The following is a 16,551-nucleotide window of genomic DNA, read 5'->3' on the forward strand; positions in this document are numbered from 1 at the left end:
GTGGTTACCGGGTGATCGAGAGTTCTGCGGGGGCGCCGGTCAGCGTCCGCTTCGGCGAGCAGGTGATGATCATGATCGCCAGCGTCAGGATGTAAGGCGCGGCGTTGAAGAGGTGATAGCCGGAGGTGACACCGACCGATTGCAGCGCGGGCCCCAATGCCGCGGCGCCGCCAAAGGCGAGCGAAGCCCACAGGCAGAGCAGGGGATCCCAGCGCGCGAAGATCACCAGCGCCACCGCCGTAATGCCTTGGCCCGACGACAGGCCCTCGTTCCAGCTTCCGGGATAGAACAGCGACAGGAAGGAGCCACCGATGCCGGCGAGGAAGCCGCCGACCATGGTCGCACGCAGACGGATCAGCAGCACGGAGTGTCCCATCGCGCGCGCGGCGTCCGAGCTTTCGCCGGCGGTACGGATCAGGAGGCCCCAGCGCGTGGTGCGGAAGGCCCAATACAGGATCGGCGCCAGCGCGACGCCAATCAGGAAGAGGACGTTGACCCGCAGCGCGGCGCGCACCTGCGGGACGTCGCTCCACCAGCCAAAATCGATCGCGGGCAGCCGCGGTGCGGTAGGCTCGATCAGCGGCTTGCCGAGATAGAACGCAAGGCCGGTGCCGAACAGCATCAGCGCGATGCCGACGGCGACGTCATTGACGCGCGGCAGCGAGCATATGCCGGCATGCAGCGCCCCCAGAAGCGCGCCTGTGATGCCGGCGGCGAGCACGCCGAGCCAGGGAGAGCCGGTGAGGTAGGAAATGCCGTAGGCGCTCATCGCGCCCATCACCAGCGTGCCTTCGAGGCCCAGATTGATGCGGCCGGAGCGCTCGGTGATGCATTCCCCGAGGCTTACGAACAGGAAGGGTGTCGAGACGCGAATGGCGCCGCCGAGCACGGCGAGCGGGACGGTCCAGAGTCCGATCGATCCGTCTGCCATCACGATTTGCCGTTCAGGAATCCGATGCGGCCGTAGAGCGCGTCGCTGGCCAGCACGAAGACGAAGATGATGCCCTGCAGCACCAGGACCGACGCGTCAGGCAATCCGAGGCGGCGCTGCAACAGGCCGCCACTGGCGCTGATACCGCCGAGCAGGATCGCGACGGGAATGATTGCGAGCGGATTTTGGCGGGCGAGGAAGGCGACCAGGATGCCAGTGAAGCCATAGCCGGCAGCGAGGTTGGCGTTGGTGCGTCCCTGCACGGCCGCGACCTCGACCATGCCCGCAAGACCCGCGGCGCCGCCCGCGAGGAAGCAGACGGTGAGAATGAGCTTGCTGACGCCGAGGCCGACGATCTTCGCCGCGCGGATGTTGCCGCCAGCGACGCGCGCGGCGAAGCCGAACACGGTGTGATAGATCAGGACGTAGGCGGCGATCGCGGCGATCAGACCGAAGACGAGGCCCCAATGCACGTCGGTGCCGGGGATGGAGCCGATCATGTTGGCGGCGCCGATCTCGCGGCTCGACGGCTTGTTGAGGCTCGCGGGATCGCGCATCGCGCCCTCGACGAGATGGTTGAGGATCGCGAGCGCGATGTAGACGAGCAGGAGGCTAGAGATGGTTTCGTTGACGCCGCGAAACTGCCGCAGTGCGCCTGACAGCATGATCCACAATCCACCGCCGGTCACGCCGCCTACAACCATGGCGGTCTGCACGACCAGCGGCGGCATGCCGTGAAGCAACAGCGCCGCGCTCGTTGCCGACAGCGCGCCCATCAGCAGCGCGCCTTCGCCGCCGATGATGACCATGCCGAGCTGTGCCGGCAGTGCCGTGCAGAGAGCGGTGAGGATCAGAGGCGCAGCGCGCGTCAGCGTGTTCTGCCAGGAGAACCAGGTGCCGAAGGCGCCGTAGTACATGTAGAAATAGAGGTCGAGCGGATTCTTGCCGAACATCGCGACGAAGATGCCGAAGACCACGAGCGCACCGGCGAGTGCCGCGCCCGGGATCAGGACATACTCGATCGTGCCACCATGGCGTTGGAGAAAGCCGGGGTCGGCGGCCGGGGCAATTGTCCCGGCCGCTTCGGCAGAATCCGCTGCTTCCGATGTCACGAAGTCGCTCCGATCACGCCCTCCACGAGGTAGTCCATCTTCTCCAGTTCAGGATCCTTCTGGCCGCGATCGGTGCCGGCCGGGATCACCGTCTTGCCCTTGTTGTCGACCAGCCCGCCCTTGAAGATGGCGTAGCCATCAGCGGAGAGGAACTTGGTCTTGACGTCGTCGGCATGCTTGCGTGCCTCCGCTGACACCGCTTCGCCATAGGGTGAGGTCTTGACGATCTCTTCCTTGAGGCCGCCGCGATAGAAGTTCGGGATGCTCTCGCCGGCGGAGATCATTTTCACGAACTTCGGATAGAGCGCTTCCCAATTCCACTCGGCGCCGGTGAGATAGGCCTTCGGCGCGAGCGGCGACTGATTGACGTGATAGCCGCAGACGAAGGCGCCGCGGCGTGCCGCGTTCTCGACCATGGTCTTCGGGCCGTCGACGTGGCAGGTGAGGACGTCGACGCCTTGGTCGATCAGGCTGTTGGTGGCTTCGGCCTCCTTGACCGGCATCGACCAGTCGCCGGTGAAGATCACCTGCGTGGTGGCCTTGGGATTGGCGAGCCGGGCGCCAAGCGCGAAGGCGTTGATGTTGCGCAGTACCTGCGGGATGGGCTTTGCCGCGACGAAGCCGAGCTTGCCGGTCTTGGAGGTGTAGCCGGCGACGATGCCGGAGATGTACTGGGCTTCGTCGATGTAGCCGAAATAGCTGCCGGCGTTCTTCGGGTCCTTGTCGCTCCAGAGGCCGCCGCAGTGCTCGAAGCGCAGCTTCGGGTACTTGTTGGCCATCTTGATCATGTGCGGGTTGTAGTAGCCGAACGAGGTCGGGAAGAGCAGGGACGCGCCGTCGAGGTTGATCATGGACTCGATCGTCTTCTCGACCGCGTCGGTCTCCGGCACCTTCTCCTCCTCAACGACCTTGAGGCCGGCAATCTTCTTCAACGCCGCCGCGCCCTGCGCATGCGCCTGGTTGTAGCCGTAGTCGTCGCGCGAGCCGACGTAGATGAAGCCGATGGTGGTGTCGGCCGCGAAGGCCGGGCGGACGCCTGCTGCCGCGCCGAGGGTGAGGGCCGCGCCGCCCTGCAACACATGACGTCGTGAAATCTTGCCAAAATCCATTGCTTGCTCCCCTTGGCGAATGCACCGCCTTGATCTCGCGGCCGTCGCCGGCCTGGCGGCGCCTGGGATAGGTTGTCGCAAGCTTTGTGCCAGAGATTATAATGAGTGCATATCATTCTAAGATATTGAAAAATAAACGATATATAGATCAAGGAAATTTTGGTGAGGAAATCATCAGATTAAATTTTAATCACCATTGTCTCATTGTATGCAATCGGGTTGAGCACCCTGACCCGCGCTCGCATGTGTATGACCCTCCTCGGATGGTCGGCCGGCAAGGCGCATCCATGCTAACCACGCGCTTGCCCAGACGGGGCCGCTGCGTCATTTCCGCTGGCACCGAACTTGTATCGATTATTCGCCAGGACCGCCTGCTGCCGCGGTCTCAAGAGATGGAAAGCTCGCCGAGATGGGTGCCGCCAACGCCGTTCAGGATGCATCGCTCGGCAAGGAGATCGTGCGTCGGATCAACGAACTCGGCGCGATCTCGGAAGACCCCGAAAAGCTCACCCGCATCTATCTCAGCAAGGAGCTGCGCAAAGCTGCCGACCTCATTCTGATCTGGATGCGCGAGGCCGGCATGAACGCGCATCTCGATGCGATCGGCAATGTCTGCGGCCGCTACGAGGGCGAGCGGCCCGGCGCGCCCTGCCTGATGCTCGGCTCGCACTACGACACCGTGCGCGATGCGGGCAAATGGGATGGGCCGCTTGGCGTGATCACGGCGATCTCTTGCGTCGCGGATCTCAATCGCCGCGGCAAGCGCTTGCCGTTTGCGATCGAGGTCGTCGGCTTCGCCGATGAGGAGGGGGTGCGTTTCGCGTCGACCCTGCTCGGGAGCCGCGCGGTCGCCGGCACCTTTGACGAGAGCGTCCTGAACACACGGGACCGCGACGGTGTGGCGATGCGCGATGCGCTCGTCACGTTTGGCCTCGACCCGGATCACATCGGCGCGGCCGCGCGGGCCCGGCGCGAGCTGCTTGCCTATCTGGAACTGCATATCGAGCAGGGGCCGGTGCTGGAAGCGCAGAACCTGCCCGTCGGCGTCGTCACCGCGATCGCAGGCGCGACACGGCTTGCCGCACGGCTGACCGGCATGGCCGGTCACGCCGGCACCGTGCCGATGGCGCTGCGCCGGGACGCGCTCGCCGGCGCAGCCGAGTGCATCGGCGTCATCGAGGAGTTTTGCCGCACCGACGAGAGCGGGTTGGTCGGTACCGTCGGTTACATCCAGGCGAGTCCCGGCGCGACGAATGTCATTCCAGGCGAGGTGTCGTTCACCATCGACATGCGCGCGCCGACCGACATGCATCGCAAGCGCGCGGTCGCGGACATCGTCCGCCAGATCGAGGCCATCGGCAGGCGCCGGCATCTGGCGCTCCAGCTCGACGTCACCCACGAGAATCGCACCGCGCCCTGCGCCCCCTGGCTGAAAGAGCAGATCGCGCGGGCGATTGCCCGGGAAGGCCTCTCCGTGTTCGAGCTGCCGAGCGGGGCAGGGCACGACGGCATGGCCATGATAGACATCGCCGATGTCGGCATGATTTTCGTCCGCTGCCGCGGCGGCATCAGCCACCACCCGGACGAACATGTCGAGCTTGTGGATGCCGATTCCGGCGCGCGCGTGCTGCTGCGTGTGATCGAGAATTTCAGGCCGCGGGAGGATCGTGCCGGAACGAACTGACTGCCGCGTACCTGATGTCATCCGGGCGAGACACGAATCAGTCATGCTTGAAATGGTGACCGGCGAGCGCCGGAATCACCAAAGACCAGGCGGATATGAACAGCGATATTTCCTTGCCGTCACATCGTGAGAACCGATTTTATCAAGGTGCGGCAGCGACCGTTGTCGCCAATGCCCTTCAGGCGGTCAATTTTCTCGGCGACCGGTTCCTGCGAAAGTCGCATCATTCGTTTTCGGCCATCGAGGACCTCTATCGGCACTCGATGGATAGCGCGTTTTCGGTGGCCGAGGCGTTCCTCGTCACCGGCGCGCCGCATGCCTCCGCCTATTACCCGCGTGACTTCGCCTGGTTCTACCCTGATGTCCTCGACCCCGAGACCATCATGGACTCGCAGGACGCGGTCCGGCGAGTGCGCCTGCTCGAAAAGAGCGTTCGCCTGTTGCTGGAGGCGGTTCGCGCCGACGTCGTCACGACCACTATCGTCCCTGCGGGACGCGGGCGGTATCTCGGCGTGAACTATTTCTCGCGCCCTTCGGACACGCTGCTCGGCATTCTGGCCGGTCTCCAGCAGATGATTTCCGCCGAGGAGAGGGCGTCGTCCTATCTGGCGATGTCACAATGCGCGCATGCCGGCCGCTTGTTGCTGGCCGAATACGGCGGTGACCTGAAGCGGGCAATTCTGAAGCTCGCAAGCGAGCTGGAGCCGTTCGACAATGACGGCGCCGGATGTCTGCTTTGCGACGCCCGCGCGCCCCGTTCTGCGGCAACCGACACGCGTGCGGAGCGCCGGCGTTTCGTCACCAATGCCTGCGTCTACACGACGTTCGTGTGGGGCTTGCAGCTCGGAGTCGTCGACGAGAGCGAGCTGAAGCGGCTGCTCGGTCGCGACCTCGCGCAGTACAAGAGGGACCTGCTCCATCTGTTCGGCAAGGACGGCTATATCAGGCACTCCCTCGATGGCCCGGCGGGCTCACCGGTGTCCACGATTGCGCTGGATTTCGTCAGCGTGCATCGCGGCTTCTGGGATATGAGCGATGCAAGCGAGCGTGCGCTGTTCGCGGCCACCGCGGATCTGGTCATTGCCGAACCACGCTTCCGCATCCCCAGCACGTTCCACTTCCTGGTGTCCGCGGAAAATCCGCGGAACAAGATGATCCACAAGATTGCGGCTCCCGCTTACCAGGGACGTTCCTCATGGCCGACGTTCAACGTCGAGTTCGCGGATCGCATGCTCGACTACGACGAGTTTTCGGGAACCGATACCTACCGGGCCTGCGCCCAGGGGATATTGAAAGACATTCGCACCGCGACCGAGGTCCACGGCGGATATCAGGAGCTGATTTCGGAACAGGGGCTGAAGTATCGCACCTGGGCCTACAAGGGCGCCGTGGCGCACTCGTGGTTTCCGCGCTTCCTGTCCGTCTGGAGGAGGGCGTACGGAACGCCGCTCCTCCGTTGGAATGACTGATCCGCGGACGCTACCCCGCGGTCACGTCCACCAGTTCGCCGCCGTCGAGCACCTTGGCCGCCTTGGCGCGGTCGAGGTCACCTTCCCATGCCGCGACCACCACCGTCGCCACGCAATTGCCGGTGAGGTTGCCGACCGCGCGGGCCATGCCGATGAACCAGTCGACCGAGAGCACCAGAACGAGGCCGATCGCGGGAATGCTCGGCACCGCGTTCAGCGTCGCCGCCAGGATCACGATCGCCGAGCCCGGAACGCCATGCGCGCCCTTTGAGGTGATCAGGGAAACGCCGAGCACCAGCAGGAGGTCGCCGAAGGACAGCGGCGTGTTGGTGGCCTGCGCGATGAAGACGACGGCCAGCGTCAGGTAGATCGAGAAGGCGTCGAGATTGAAGGAATAGCCGGTCGGAATGACGAGACCGACGACGGAATCCTTCACGCCCATCCGCTCCAGCTTCTTCATGATCTGGGGCAGCACGGCGTCGGAGGAGGCGGTTGCGAGCACGATGGTCAGCTCCTCGCGCAGGTAGGAAAGGAATTTGAGGATGTTGATTCCGGCCAGCGCCATCACGCCGCCGAGCACGCCGAGCACGAAGATGCCGACCGAGACGTAGAACAGCGCCACCAGCGAGACGAGCTGCTTGAGCGAGCCGACGCCGTATTTTCCGACGGTGTAGGCGACCGCGCCGAGCACGCCCAGTGGAGCAATCCGAACAATGAGCCCCATGACGCGGAACAGCACGGTGGAGGCGGCGTCGATGATCGAGGTGACGAGCTTGCCCTTCTCGCCGCCGACCAGTGCGAGGCCGACGCCGAACAGGACCGCGAAGAACAGCACCTGGAGCACGTCATTGCGCGACAGCGCATCGAACGAGGTGGTTGGGATGACGTTGAGCAGGAAGGAGCCGATGCCGCCGCCCTGGAGCTTGTGGGCGTTGTCGGCATAGGTATTGAGCGCCTTGGCGTCGAGCGTCGAGGGATCGATGTTCATGCCATGGCCGGGGCCGAACAGGTAGGCCAGGATGAGACCTACCACGAGCGCCACCGTGGTCATCACCTCGAAATAGACCAGCGCCTTGACGCCGACGCGGCCGACCTTTTTGAGATCTCCGGCGCCGGCAATGCCATGCACGACGACGCAGAACACGATGGGTGCCACGATCATCGAGATCAGCTTCAGGAAGGCGTCGCTGAGGATTTTCAGGCTGATGGCAAAGTCGGGGACGACCATGCCGAGGATGATGCCGAGGATCAGCGCGGCAAGGACCTGGACGAACAACGAGGTATAGAGCGGCTTCGGCTCGGCGGCGGGTGCCGCGGCAATGGTCGACATGATAGCTCCCCCGTTTCTGACGACGTCTCGATCGTCAAAAAGGAGCAACTAACGTGCCAGATTGTCGCGGCAATTTCGGAATGCATGCAGGATGTCGCAAGAACCAGGATTTTGCTGCACGGCCTCCCGTTTGTAAGTTGGCACCGGAGGCGCTATGTCACGGCTTTTCGGATAGGCTCGATATGACAATCTCGAATGAGGATGATCTCGCCCGCCTGAAAGAGGTCGGGCGCATCGTCGCCAATACCCTCGAGGCGATGGGCAAGGCCCTTGAACCGGGCATGACCACCTCTGAACTCGACCAATTCGGGCGAAAACTCCTGGAGGTCTCCGGGGCACGTTCGGCGCCGGAGCTGGCCTACGACTTCCCTGGAGCCACATGCATCAGCGTGAACGAGGAGGTCGCTCATGGCATCCCGGGTGCCCGACGGATCGAGCGTGGTGACCTCGTCAACATCGACGTTTCGGCCGAGAAGAATGGCTTCTTCGCGGATACGGGGGCTTCGTTCGCCGTTCCACCCGTGGCCCGTTCGATTGAACGCCTTTGCAGGGATGGTCGGCGGGCGATGTGGACGGGCCTGCGGCAGGTTGGAGCCGGCAGGCCGATTGCCGGCATCGGTCAGGCCATCGGGACCTTTGCGCGGAAGAACGGCTATACGCTCGTCAAGAATCTCGCCAGTCACGGCGTCGGGTTGTCGCTCCATGAGGAGCCGACGGAGATCGCAACTTGGCCTGATCCGTCCGAGCGTCGCATCATGAGCGATGGCCTGGTGTTTACCGTCGAACCATTCCTGTCCTTTGGTGCTGAGTGGGCCGAGGATGGCGATGATCCATGGACGCTGTACAGCAGCCCCGAGGCGCCTACCGTTCAGTACGAACACACCGTCATTGCAACCAGAAACGGACCTTTGGTCGTTACGCTGGCCGGCTGAGGCAACCCACGCGATGGGTCTTCAGTGGCGCAAGGGTCTTCATCCAGGCGATCGTGCGGACCCGTTGCGCACGGACGATCTCGTCATGCAACGAGATCCAGTAGCCGGCACGATCCACGCACCAGCACCTTGCGGCCCGTCGGCGTCATCGTCGGCACGCCATCGCTGACGACGACGAGGCCGAGCTTGACCAGTCCTTCGATGAGATAGGCTTTCGAGTAGCGGCCGTTCGATACCGGATTGCGAAGTCTGCGCAGCGCTTCCCACTGGTCCGGCGAAAGATCGAAGTCGACGTCGTTGCTCATGTTGCCTCAAGCGATGGTGCCGTTCGCGCGCCACTGTTAGCGGCGCAGCATGAAGACCTTGCGACGACAATGAGTCCGGAATCCGGTGAGCTGTTTGGAACATCTCTTCACAAATTGCCGCACACCGTTGCGTCACAGGATTAAAGATCGCTTGAGGACAACTATCGTCCCGATCCCCGATCACTAATTGATGATTTGCTGTTGATCGTTGCGACGCTTGCTACCGCACTGCACGGGAAGCATCGCTGTCCCATTTTGCGTCGCGACATGCATGGAAATCATGAGGCAAGGGATTCTGATCTCTGTTACGCTCCTTCGCGGGGAATGGCTTCACACGGCAGGAGTGGAGTGCATGAAAAGGCTGGTCGAAATTCGCGGTCAGGAAACCCTCTGCCGGGAGCGCGCCGCGCTCGATTCCGAGCGCCGCGTTTTCTGGCTCGCGCAAGCCCAGGAATGGGAGCAGCTTGCACTCGACGAAATTGCCTATCACTTCCGGGAGTGCAATATCGCGCCGGCGGAGCCTGCGCGAAGCTGACACCTGCGGTTCGGGTCTACTGATTCGGGCCTACTGATAAGTCGCCACGATATCGGATACCGCGCGCTCGAGCTGCTGCGCGGTGGCACATTGGCGCACGACGGTGCAAAAGGTCGCATAGCGCGGCATCTCGGAATCGCCAAAGCCCCAGGCGAGCCGTCCTTCGGGATTGAGCCAGACCAGCCGCTTCGACCGCTCGGAAATGCGGCGGAGGATGTCGGCGCGCGGATCGAGATTGTTGCTGCGGGCATCGCCGAGCACGATCACTGTGGTCTGCGGCGTCAGTGTGCTCATGAACTCCTTCTCGAAATCGACCAGAGAGGAGCCGTAGTCCGACGAGCCGAAGCCGACCTTGGACATGATCTCGGCCATCGCCTCTTCCGGCGACTTCTTTTCCAGGATCTCGCTGACCTCGATCAGGTGCGAGGAGAAAGCGAAGGAGTGGACGTCGTCGACTACTTCGTGCAGCGAGTGGACCAGGAGCAGGAAGAAGTCAGAGACTTGCGCGACCGAGCCCGAGACGTCGCAGATTGCCACGATCTTCGGCCGGTCGCGATGCTTGCGCTTCCACGCCGTGAGGAAGGGCACGCCGCCCCAGGCTGCATTGCGGCGGATCGTGCGGCGGACGTCGAGATGGCCGCGGCGCTGGCGCTTGCGCGGCTTCGAATAACGCTCGCGCAGGCGCCGCGCGATCTGGCGGATGAGGGTGCGCATCTCGGCGACCTGGCGCCGCTCGATGCGGGCGAGCGGCGCGTTGCGCAGGATTTCGTTGCGGAGGTTCTCGGCTTCCTCGCGGGCATAGAGTGCGAGCCCCTGCGAGACCGTGTCGCGCACCGCCTCGCGCAGGGCATCGAGCGCGTCGCGCAGGCGCTCTGCCAGTGCGGGATTGGTCGCCGTAAGTTCATCGAGATCGTCGCGCAGGCGCTGAAGGCCCATGGCGTCGAGGATGCGGCTGGAAAAGATGCCGCGCTGGGTGGAATAACGGATATCGGACAGGGAGGCTGCGCCGGAGGCGCTGGCGATGGCGGCCGCAACGGCATTGCGATCCTGCGACAGCAGCATCTGCGCCAGCGGGCCCAATCCTTCGGGCGGTTGGCCTTCGCTCGCCTCACTGGTCGCGCCCGAAGGCGCCGCCGGATCCTCATCCGGCGGAGCATCCGCGTTGTCGGGCTCAGACCGATCCTGCCGCGGCTCCGGCTGGCTGAAGAACAGATCAAAGCAGTCGCCGAGCGCGAGCTTCTCGTCCTGCGATTTGGCGAGCGTCAGGAGCAGGGCGTCGCGCAGGATGGTGCGATCGGACACGCCGACCTGCGCGACCGCGCGCATCGCATCAATGCTTTCGGCAGGCGAGACATGGACACCTGCGCCGCGCGCCGCCCGGAAGAAGCGATGGATGTTCTCGCGCATCGGCGTCAACCGAAGACGTTGGATCGTGCTGCCTTGGCAATGAAGGTCGTAATCTGGGGCTGAGCCGCCTCGATGTCAGCCTCGTATTTCAGGAGCACATTGAGTGTGTCCTTGACGATCTCGGTGTCGAGCTCGGAAGCTTGCAACAACACCAGCACGCGCGCCCAGTCGATGGTCTCGCTGACAGAGGGCAGCTTCTTCAGATCGAGTGAGCGGATTTCGTGGATGAAGCCGACCATCTGCCGGCGCAGCGTCTGCGAAATGCCGGGCACGCGGCTCTCGACGATACGTTCCTCCAGCCGCTGCTCGGGGAAGCCGATATGCAGATGCAGGCAGCGCCGCTTCAGGGCGTCGCCGAGGTCACGTTCGCTGTTCGAGGTCAGGATCACGGTGGGCGGGGTGATCGCGGAGACGGTGCCGAGCTCGGGGATCGTGACCTGGAAGTCGGACAGGATCTCCAGCAGCAGCGATTCGAATTCGGCGTCCGACTTGTCGATTTCGTCGATCAGCAGCACGCAGCCGCCCGGCTGCTCCAGCGCCTGGAGCAGGGGCCGCGGCTCGACGAACTCCTTGGAGAAGAACACATCGCCGAAATCATGAAGCTGGGCGAGCGCTGCGTGCAGAGTTTGCGCGCCGCCGAGCACTTCGCCGAGCTTGTCCTTCAGGATCTGGGTGTAGAGAAGCTGCTTGGCGTATTTCCACTCGTAGAGCGCCTTGGCCTCGTCGAGGCCTTCGTAGCACTGCAGCCGGATCATCTTCATGCCGCGCCAGGCGGCAATCGCCTTGGCAAGCTCGGTCTTGCCGACGCCCGCGGGGCCTTCGACCAGGATCGGCTTCTCGATCTGTTGCGACAAATAGACCGCGGTCGCGATCTGCCGGCTGGCGATGTAGCCCTGCGCGGCGAGGCCGCTCTCCACTGCCTCGATCGCGGTCGAGGGCTTCTGTTCAGCCACGAATTGGCGCTCCCAAAGGTCTTGCTTGAGGGTTGTTCTGCCTGCGTTCACGGCAAAGAACAAGCCTCGTTTAGGAAGGACCAGACCCGCGCAAGCGGCATTTTTCCGCTCAACGCAAATACCTGAGCGGTGATCGACCGCAGTCAGTGCCTCAGCAGCTCCGGCTTGCGGATGGTCTGTCGGACCTCGGCACCGCAGTCGGCGCATTCATAGATGAAGTCGATCTTGGCAAGGGACCAATGCGGTTCGACATCGCGAACATACATCGGCAGGAACCCCATGCACGTCGGGCAAATCACAGGCGCGATTTCGATGTCCTGATGATGCTGTACATAAGCTGGCATCTCGGCTCTCCTTCGCAGGCGACCACCAAACCCCGCGCCAAGGCTACTGCCGGGCGCGCCGATGCCGTCATCAACTCTTCCGAACAGAGGCGGAACGGCGGAGGTTTGCCGTTCGCTGTGACATTCTTGTTACGTCTCTGTACTGTAACGGGCGGACCAAATGCCTATTTCTCCGACCGTTCAGGTCTTCTAACCATCACTGCAACGATAAGGGAGCAACGCCCGTGACGCATGCCATCCGTTTCCACAAGACCGGCGGTCCTGAAGTCCTCGTCTGGGAGGAAGTCAGTGTCGGCAAGCCCGGGCCAGGCGAGGCACGCATTCGCCACACGGCCGTCGGTCTCAACTTCGTCGACATCTACAATCGCTCTGGTGTGTATCCGGTTCAATTGCCGAGCGGTCTCGGCAGCGAGGCGGCGGGCATCGTCGAGGAAGTCGGGCCCGGCGTCGCCGACCTGGAGCCCGGCGATCGCGTCGCCTATGGGGCTTCGCCCCTCGGAGCCTATTCCGAGGCGCGGCTGATCCCGGCCGATCGGCTCCTGAAGCTGCCTGACGGTGTCGACGACAAGACTGCGGCGGCAATGATGCTCAAGGGCCTCACCACGCAATATTTGATCCGGCAGACCTACCGGGTGAAGGCCGGGGATACCATCCTGCTCCACGCTGCGGCCGGCGGCGTCGGCCTGATCCTGAGCCAGTGGGCCAAGCATCTCGGCGCGACTGTGATCGGCACGGTCAGCAGCGACGAGAAGGCCAAGCTTGCCAAGGCGCATGGCTGCGACCATGTCATCATCTACACGCGCGAGGATTTCGTGAAGCGCGTGGACGAGATCACGGGCGGCAAGAAGGTGCCGGTGGTCTATGATTCCGTCGGCAAGGACACGTTCCTGAAGTCGCTGGACTGTCTCGCGCCGCTGGGCGTCGCCGCGCTGTTTGGCGCGTCCTCCGGCGCTGTCGAGCCGCTCAATCTCGGCCTGCTCGCGCAGAAGGGGTCGCTCTACGTCACCCGGCCGACGTTGTTCACCTACGCCGCCAAGCGCGAGGCCCTGGTCGCGATGGCGAACGAGTTGTTCGACGTCGTCAAGTCCGGCGCGGTCAAGATCGAGGTCCACCAGACCTATCCGTTGAAGGACGCAGCCAAGGCGCACGCCGATCTCGCTGCGCGCAAGACCACGGGCTCGACCGTCCTCACGGTTTGATCCTCGACTGGCCAGTGGCGCAGGTCGGTAAGGCCTGCGTCACGTCCGCTCGTGCTTGCGCAGGTCGCGGGCGTGATCGAGGCGGATGGCCTGGAGGTCGATCTCTTCAGGCGGGACTTGCGGGAGGTCTTGGGGCAGGGCGGCCTCGGTCAGGATGGCCTCAGTCACGTCTTCGACCGAATTCTCGGCGATCTCGTGAATGAACGAGATGTTCCGATATTCACCCGAGGCGACGCGGGAAATCACCTGGCGTCGTGTGACTTCGGGGTCGACGACTGCTTCGCGGCCGCGCCGCCCGTAGTCGATCATCACAACGAAATATTGCATGAAAACAACTCTGCCGCGCCTCAACAGTTGAGGCACGACAGAGTATTTCCGAAAAACAGAATTAAGTCAAGGAAATTTCTAGAAATCGGAAATTGGTCGTCTATTTGCCCTTCTTGCGGGGGCGGGCCGATTTGGCGCGCAGCCGCTCCAGTTGGCCCTTGGGCATGGACAGGCAGATCTCCCCCACCCACTCGAGCTTTACGCCGACGATCGGCTTGGCGTTGAAGCTGGTGAGATTGACGACGGAGGGGGACTTGCCCCGCTCGATGGTCTTCAAATAGCGCTCGCCGGTCTTGAGGCGAACCACGGCCTCTTCACCGTAGAAACTCGACAGCGGATGGCGCTGGTCCTTGTAGACCACGATCACGTCGCCGCTCTCGTATTTGGGCAGCATCGAATCGCCCACGATCTCGAAGGCGACGGTCTCTTCCATGATAGGGAAGGGCAGCGCGATATCGCCGAGACCTTCCGGAGGAACCTGTTCATAATCCGGCTCGATCACGGCGCCGGCGCCAACCCGGCCCATGATTGGCGCGAGGTTGAGCTCAAGATATTCCATAATCGGAATGATTTCCGACGCCTTGACCAGTCGCTCGCCGCCGAGGATCTCCGACACAGCGCCTGGCCGGACGCCCATGGCCGCAGCCAAGCCGCCCTTGCTCTTGCCCGTTTTCTCCAGGCCCCGCTCGATCATTGCAACGTCCAACATGCTGATTCCCTCGATTGCTCGTCGTTCTGCCTCTTGTAATCCGAAATTCGGAATTGATGCAATTATGAATATCAGAATTATTGCTTGACTTCTTATTCGGAATACCGGAATGTGTGTTTCGCCTCCCGGTCGTGCCGACCGTGGAGGCGCATCACAGGACAGCAGCATGGAACCGGGCCATTGGTCGTCGGAGCATTCCGACGCGCTTCGCGACTATTTTCTCAAGGGGATGTCCTATGCGGAGATAGGACGGGAGATTAACGCAAGATTTGGAACGGCTTACTCGCGCGGCGCGGTGATCGGCCGTGCCAAGCGACTGGGGCTCATTGCGCCGGCACGGATGCCGAGCCCGTCGATCGTGCCGTCTTTACCGGGGCAGGCCTGTCCGCTTTTGCCGCGGCAATCGACGTTGCCGAACCTGAACTCTCCGCCGAAGTCCGCTCTGAAGCCTGCTGCGCCCGTCAGGTTGCGCTGTGTCGGCGTCCAGCCGCGCCTAATCCCTCTGGTCAAACTCGCGCCGGGCGACTGCCGCTACCCCTATGGCGGCGACAAGGACGGGGAGGAGATCGCGTTTTGCGGCCATCCGCGCCAGCCGGGCTCCAGCTATTGCACGCCGCATGCCGGCCTGACCCGCAAATCTGGAGCTGCGGCTGCCCGTGCCACCGGTCCCGTCGTGCTGAGGCTGGTCTCGGCGGCCTGAGGCGGCTGCCACCCGTTCAATCGTCAATCTCCAATCGTCAATTTTGCAAGGAGTATCCGAGTGGCACGTGCCCGACGCAACAAGTCCTACAGATTGGCTGAGATCTACGACCGGCGGTCGCGCGAGGTGCCGTTCAATGCCGAAGTGGCGGAGGTCGAGGTCGACAATCCGCTGGCGCTCGATCCCGGCGAGAAGATCGTGGCGATCCGGTCGGTCCGCAGCGATCCGCTCGGGCGGCTGCACGCGCATCACCAGATCGACGAGGCGCAATATCGCGGTGGGCGCGCCTTCCAGAACGATTGGGAGACGGCGGAGCGCGGGCCCCAGGCGGTGGACCCGACCCGCGAATATGTCGATGGCGCGCGCTCGCGCGAGCCTGTCACCGAGAGCCAGCGGCAGGCGGTGCTGCGCCTGAACCGGGTCGAACGCGAACTCGGCACCGACGGCGCGGCGCTGGTGCACGACGTGTTGGTGCTTGGGCTGACCATGGACCAGATCGGGCAGCGCCGCGCAGTCCGGACCCAGCGCTGGAACGACTATTTTGCGCGCCGCTTTCGCGAATGCCTTGACCGGCTGGCGCAGGTCTACGGTTTTGCAACGGAGGGGATGACTCAGCGCGGGGAGCGGCGCCGATGATGGCGGCGCGCCAGCGGTCCCGGCTGCCGGCGCGCCGATTCGCTGCTTAGGGGTGCGGCACGATCTGGTAAGGCGTCGTATAAGGCTCGACACGGAGTGAGGCGTTGGCCAAGAGCCCGATCTTGGCGGTCGGCGCCTGCTGCATTTCGCCGTTCGGGCCGCGATGCACGTTGTATTGCCAGACCGTGAGATCGCCCTTCTGGGCGAGCGCGTGAGCAACCGCGCTCGCATCGTTGCCGCCGAGCGCCTTAAGCTCTTCTGCCGACAGTCCGACGACGATTTCGTCCTTGATGGTGACGATCTTGAACAGGTTCATCTTTGTCTCCTGCGCCCATGCGTCTTGTATCGAGAAGGTGAGAAGCGCGACCGCGGCGCCCTTGATGAGATCGCAGCGAGAAAGCATGTCGTCGTCCTTTGGTGCTGAGGTGCGCCCGAATCGAAGAGTCCGTCAGCCATGGCGCCCGTGGTCTGCGTGGCCGTGTCGCAACCGCTTGGTCGTTCGACCTCGAACATCGGTTCACCGGCGGAAACATACCGGGAGCGATGAACTCCGGCGCCCGGATCAGGACCTTGGAGACCGGCTGCGAGATGGACGTTCACTTCATCGACGGCACAACCGCCGAGGCCGGACTCAACAATTACGTGTATAGTCTGAAGAAACTTTAATCTGCGTTTGCCGATCTCCGTTCACAGCGGAAACACGCCGAAACGCTGTGCCAGTTGACAGTGATCGAGGCTTTAAGCTTGGGTGATGCCGCTTCTTGACGCAGGCGGGTGACGGCAGTCCATATTCCTGTTATCCGGAATTGCCGTGGTGCGATGCAGATGAAGCATCGCTGCAGCGGCGGCTTGGGCTTGCCGGAAGGGTT

18 protein-coding genes are annotated in these 16,551 nt (G+C 63.3%); 7 read left to right on the forward strand and 11 right to left on the reverse strand.

Annotated elements, in window-relative coordinates; all coding sequences use genetic code 11:
• Window positions 1–4: 4 nt before the first annotated feature.
• The 3 genes from WHZ77_RS09915 to WHZ77_RS09925 are packed head-to-tail and all read right to left on the reverse strand — an operon-like array spanning window position 5 to window position 3,152.
• Window positions 5–931, reverse strand: coding sequence for an ABC transporter permease (locus WHZ77_RS09915; protein WP_375313506.1), 927 nt, complete (start codon window positions 929–931; stop codon window positions 5–7).
• Window positions 931–2,043: an ABC transporter permease gene (locus WHZ77_RS09920; RefSeq protein WP_375313507.1), complete on the reverse strand. Its 1,113-nt coding sequence runs from the start codon at window positions 2,041–2,043 to the stop codon at window positions 931–933. The genes WHZ77_RS09915 and WHZ77_RS09920 overlap by 1 nt, the downstream gene beginning before the upstream one ends.
• The gene (locus WHZ77_RS09925; protein WP_375313508.1) at window positions 2,040–3,152 is read right to left on the reverse strand and encodes a BMP family ABC transporter substrate-binding protein; all 1,113 of its coding nucleotides are present in this window, start codon (window positions 3,150–3,152) and stop codon (window positions 2,040–2,042) included. The genes WHZ77_RS09920 and WHZ77_RS09925 overlap by 4 nt, the downstream gene beginning before the upstream one ends.
• 409 nt (window positions 3,153–3,561) lie before the next feature.
• Between WHZ77_RS09925 and WHZ77_RS09930 the strand changes: the two genes are divergently transcribed.
• Window positions 3,562–4,836 (forward strand): allantoate amidohydrolase, encoded by a 1,275-nt coding sequence (locus WHZ77_RS09930; protein WP_375313509.1) that lies wholly within the window; start codon window positions 3,562–3,564, stop codon window positions 4,834–4,836.
• Window positions 4,837–4,931: 95 nt separating this feature from the next.
• Window positions 4,932–6,305 carry a hypothetical protein gene (locus WHZ77_RS09935; protein WP_375313510.1) on the forward strand — a complete coding sequence of 458 codons (1,374 nt, stop codon included), beginning with the start codon at window positions 4,932–4,934 and terminating at the stop codon, window positions 6,303–6,305.
• 10 nt (window positions 6,306–6,315) lie between these two features.
• Here WHZ77_RS09935 and WHZ77_RS09940 read toward each other — a convergent pair whose 3' ends face one another.
• A complete protein-coding gene (locus tag WHZ77_RS09940; RefSeq protein ID WP_375313511.1) occupies window positions 6,316–7,635 on the reverse strand; it encodes a dicarboxylate/amino acid:cation symporter in 1,320 nt (439 codons plus the stop codon).
• A gap of 182 nt (window positions 7,636–7,817) precedes the next feature.
• Here WHZ77_RS09940 and map point away from each other — a divergent pair, with 182 nt between their 5' ends.
• On the forward strand, window positions 7,818–8,567 hold the full coding sequence (gene map, locus WHZ77_RS09945) for a type I methionyl aminopeptidase (RefSeq protein ID WP_375313512.1): 750 nt from the start codon (window positions 7,818–7,820) through the stop codon (window positions 8,565–8,567).
• Window positions 8,568–8,650: 83 nt separating this feature from the next.
• Here map and WHZ77_RS09950 read toward each other — a convergent pair whose 3' ends face one another.
• Entirely contained in the window at window positions 8,651–8,872 is a 222-nt protein-coding gene (locus tag WHZ77_RS09950; protein ID WP_375313513.1) for a hypothetical protein, read from the reverse strand.
• A gap of 352 nt (window positions 8,873–9,224) precedes the next feature.
• On the opposite strand from WHZ77_RS09950, the gene WHZ77_RS09955 reads away from it, so the two are divergent.
• The gene (locus WHZ77_RS09955) at window positions 9,225–9,407 is read left to right on the forward strand and encodes a hypothetical protein (RefSeq protein ID WP_375313514.1); all 183 of its coding nucleotides are present in this window, start codon (window positions 9,225–9,227) and stop codon (window positions 9,405–9,407) included.
• Between the two features lie 30 nt (window positions 9,408–9,437).
• On the opposite strand, the gene WHZ77_RS09960 is transcribed toward WHZ77_RS09955, so the two are convergent.
• The 3 genes from WHZ77_RS09960 to WHZ77_RS09970 all read right to left on the reverse strand — a co-directional run bounded on the left by WHZ77_RS09960 (window position 9,438) and on the right by WHZ77_RS09970 (window position 12,111).
• Entirely contained in the window at window positions 9,438–10,814 is a 1,377-nt protein-coding gene (locus WHZ77_RS09960) for a VWA domain-containing protein (protein WP_375313515.1), read from the reverse strand.
• Between the two features lie 5 nt (window positions 10,815–10,819).
• Window positions 10,820–11,767 carry a MoxR family ATPase gene (locus WHZ77_RS09965; RefSeq protein ID WP_015684696.1) on the reverse strand — a complete coding sequence of 316 codons (948 nt, stop codon included), beginning with the start codon at window positions 11,765–11,767 and terminating at the stop codon, window positions 10,820–10,822.
• A 143-nt stretch (window positions 11,768–11,910) separates the two neighbouring features.
• Window positions 11,911–12,111: a hypothetical protein gene (locus WHZ77_RS09970; protein ID WP_375313516.1), complete on the reverse strand. Its 201-nt coding sequence runs from the start codon at window positions 12,109–12,111 to the stop codon at window positions 11,911–11,913.
• A 224-nt stretch (window positions 12,112–12,335) separates the two neighbouring features.
• On the opposite strand from WHZ77_RS09970, the gene WHZ77_RS09975 reads away from it, so the two are divergent.
• Window positions 12,336–13,310 (forward strand): quinone oxidoreductase, encoded by a 975-nt coding sequence (locus WHZ77_RS09975; protein ID WP_375313517.1) that lies wholly within the window; start codon window positions 12,336–12,338, stop codon window positions 13,308–13,310.
• A gap of 39 nt (window positions 13,311–13,349) precedes the next feature.
• On the opposite strand, the gene WHZ77_RS09980 is transcribed toward WHZ77_RS09975, so the two are convergent.
• Entirely contained in the window at window positions 13,350–13,637 is a 288-nt protein-coding gene (locus WHZ77_RS09980; protein WP_375313518.1) for a hypothetical protein, read from the reverse strand.
• Window positions 13,638–13,737: 100 nt separating this feature from the next.
• Complete coding sequence (locus WHZ77_RS09985) at window positions 13,738–14,346, reverse strand: S24 family peptidase (protein ID WP_041748162.1); 609 nt, start codon at window positions 14,344–14,346, stop codon at window positions 13,738–13,740.
• A gap of 166 nt (window positions 14,347–14,512) precedes the next feature.
• Here WHZ77_RS09985 and WHZ77_RS09990 point away from each other — a divergent pair, with 166 nt between their 5' ends.
• Entirely contained in the window at window positions 14,513–15,046 is a 534-nt protein-coding gene (locus WHZ77_RS09990; RefSeq protein WP_375313519.1) for a GcrA family cell cycle regulator, read from the forward strand.
• A 60-nt stretch (window positions 15,047–15,106) separates the two neighbouring features.
• Window positions 15,107–15,682, forward strand: a complete 576-nt coding sequence (locus WHZ77_RS09995) for a hypothetical protein (protein WP_375313520.1) — start codon at window positions 15,107–15,109, stop codon at window positions 15,680–15,682.
• Between the two features lie 46 nt (window positions 15,683–15,728).
• Here WHZ77_RS09995 and WHZ77_RS10000 read toward each other — a convergent pair whose 3' ends face one another.
• Complete coding sequence (locus WHZ77_RS10000; RefSeq protein ID WP_375313521.1) at window positions 15,729–16,085, reverse strand: hypothetical protein; 357 nt, start codon at window positions 16,083–16,085, stop codon at window positions 15,729–15,731.
• Between the last annotated feature and the right edge of the window lie 466 nt (window positions 16,086–16,551).

Origin of the sequence: Bradyrhizobium sp. A5, from assembly GCF_042076515.1 — a bacterium.
Taxonomy (GTDB): domain Bacteria; phylum Pseudomonadota; class Alphaproteobacteria; order Rhizobiales; family Xanthobacteraceae; genus Bradyrhizobium; species Bradyrhizobium cosmicum.

What these genes read in the sequence shown, in the direction of transcription:
- WHZ77_RS09915 (WP_375313506.1), bottom strand. Translation starts at nt 931, where the DNA reads ATGGCAGACGGATCGATCGGACTCTGGACCGTCCCGCTCGCCGTGCTC.
- WHZ77_RS09925 (WP_375313508.1), bottom strand. Translation starts at nt 3,152, where the DNA reads ATGGATTTTGGCAAGATTTCACGACGTCATGTGTTGCAGGGCGGCGCG.
- WHZ77_RS09930 (WP_375313509.1), top strand. Translation starts at nt 3,562, where the DNA reads ATGGGTGCCGCCAACGCCGTTCAGGATGCATCGCTCGGCAAGGAGATC.
- WHZ77_RS09935 (WP_375313510.1), top strand. Translation starts at nt 4,932, where the DNA reads ATGAACAGCGATATTTCCTTGCCGTCACATCGTGAGAACCGATTTTAT.
- WHZ77_RS09940 (WP_375313511.1), bottom strand. Translation starts at nt 7,635, where the DNA reads ATGTCGACCATTGCCGCGGCACCCGCCGCCGAGCCGAAGCCGCTCTAT.
- map (WP_375313512.1), top strand. Translation starts at nt 7,818, where the DNA reads ATGACAATCTCGAATGAGGATGATCTCGCCCGCCTGAAAGAGGTCGGG.
- WHZ77_RS09950 (WP_375313513.1), bottom strand. Translation starts at nt 8,872, where the DNA reads ATGAGCAACGACGTCGACTTCGATCTTTCGCCGGACCAGTGGGAAGCG.
- WHZ77_RS09955 (WP_375313514.1), top strand. Translation starts at nt 9,225, where the DNA reads ATGAAAAGGCTGGTCGAAATTCGCGGTCAGGAAACCCTCTGCCGGGAG.
- WHZ77_RS09960 (WP_375313515.1), bottom strand. Translation starts at nt 10,814, where the DNA reads ATGCGCGAGAACATCCATCGCTTCTTCCGGGCGGCGCGCGGCGCAGGT.
- WHZ77_RS09970 (WP_375313516.1), bottom strand. Translation starts at nt 12,111, where the DNA reads ATGCCAGCTTATGTACAGCATCATCAGGACATCGAAATCGCGCCTGTG.
- WHZ77_RS09980 (WP_375313518.1), bottom strand. Translation starts at nt 13,637, where the DNA reads ATGCAATATTTCGTTGTGATGATCGACTACGGGCGGCGCGGCCGCGAA.
- WHZ77_RS09985 (WP_041748162.1), bottom strand. Translation starts at nt 14,346, where the DNA reads ATGTTGGACGTTGCAATGATCGAGCGGGGCCTGGAGAAAACGGGCAAG.
- WHZ77_RS09990 (WP_375313519.1), top strand. Translation starts at nt 14,513, where the DNA reads ATGGAACCGGGCCATTGGTCGTCGGAGCATTCCGACGCGCTTCGCGAC.
- WHZ77_RS10000 (WP_375313521.1), bottom strand. Translation starts at nt 16,085, where the DNA reads ATGCTTTCTCGCTGCGATCTCATCAAGGGCGCCGCGGTCGCGCTTCTC.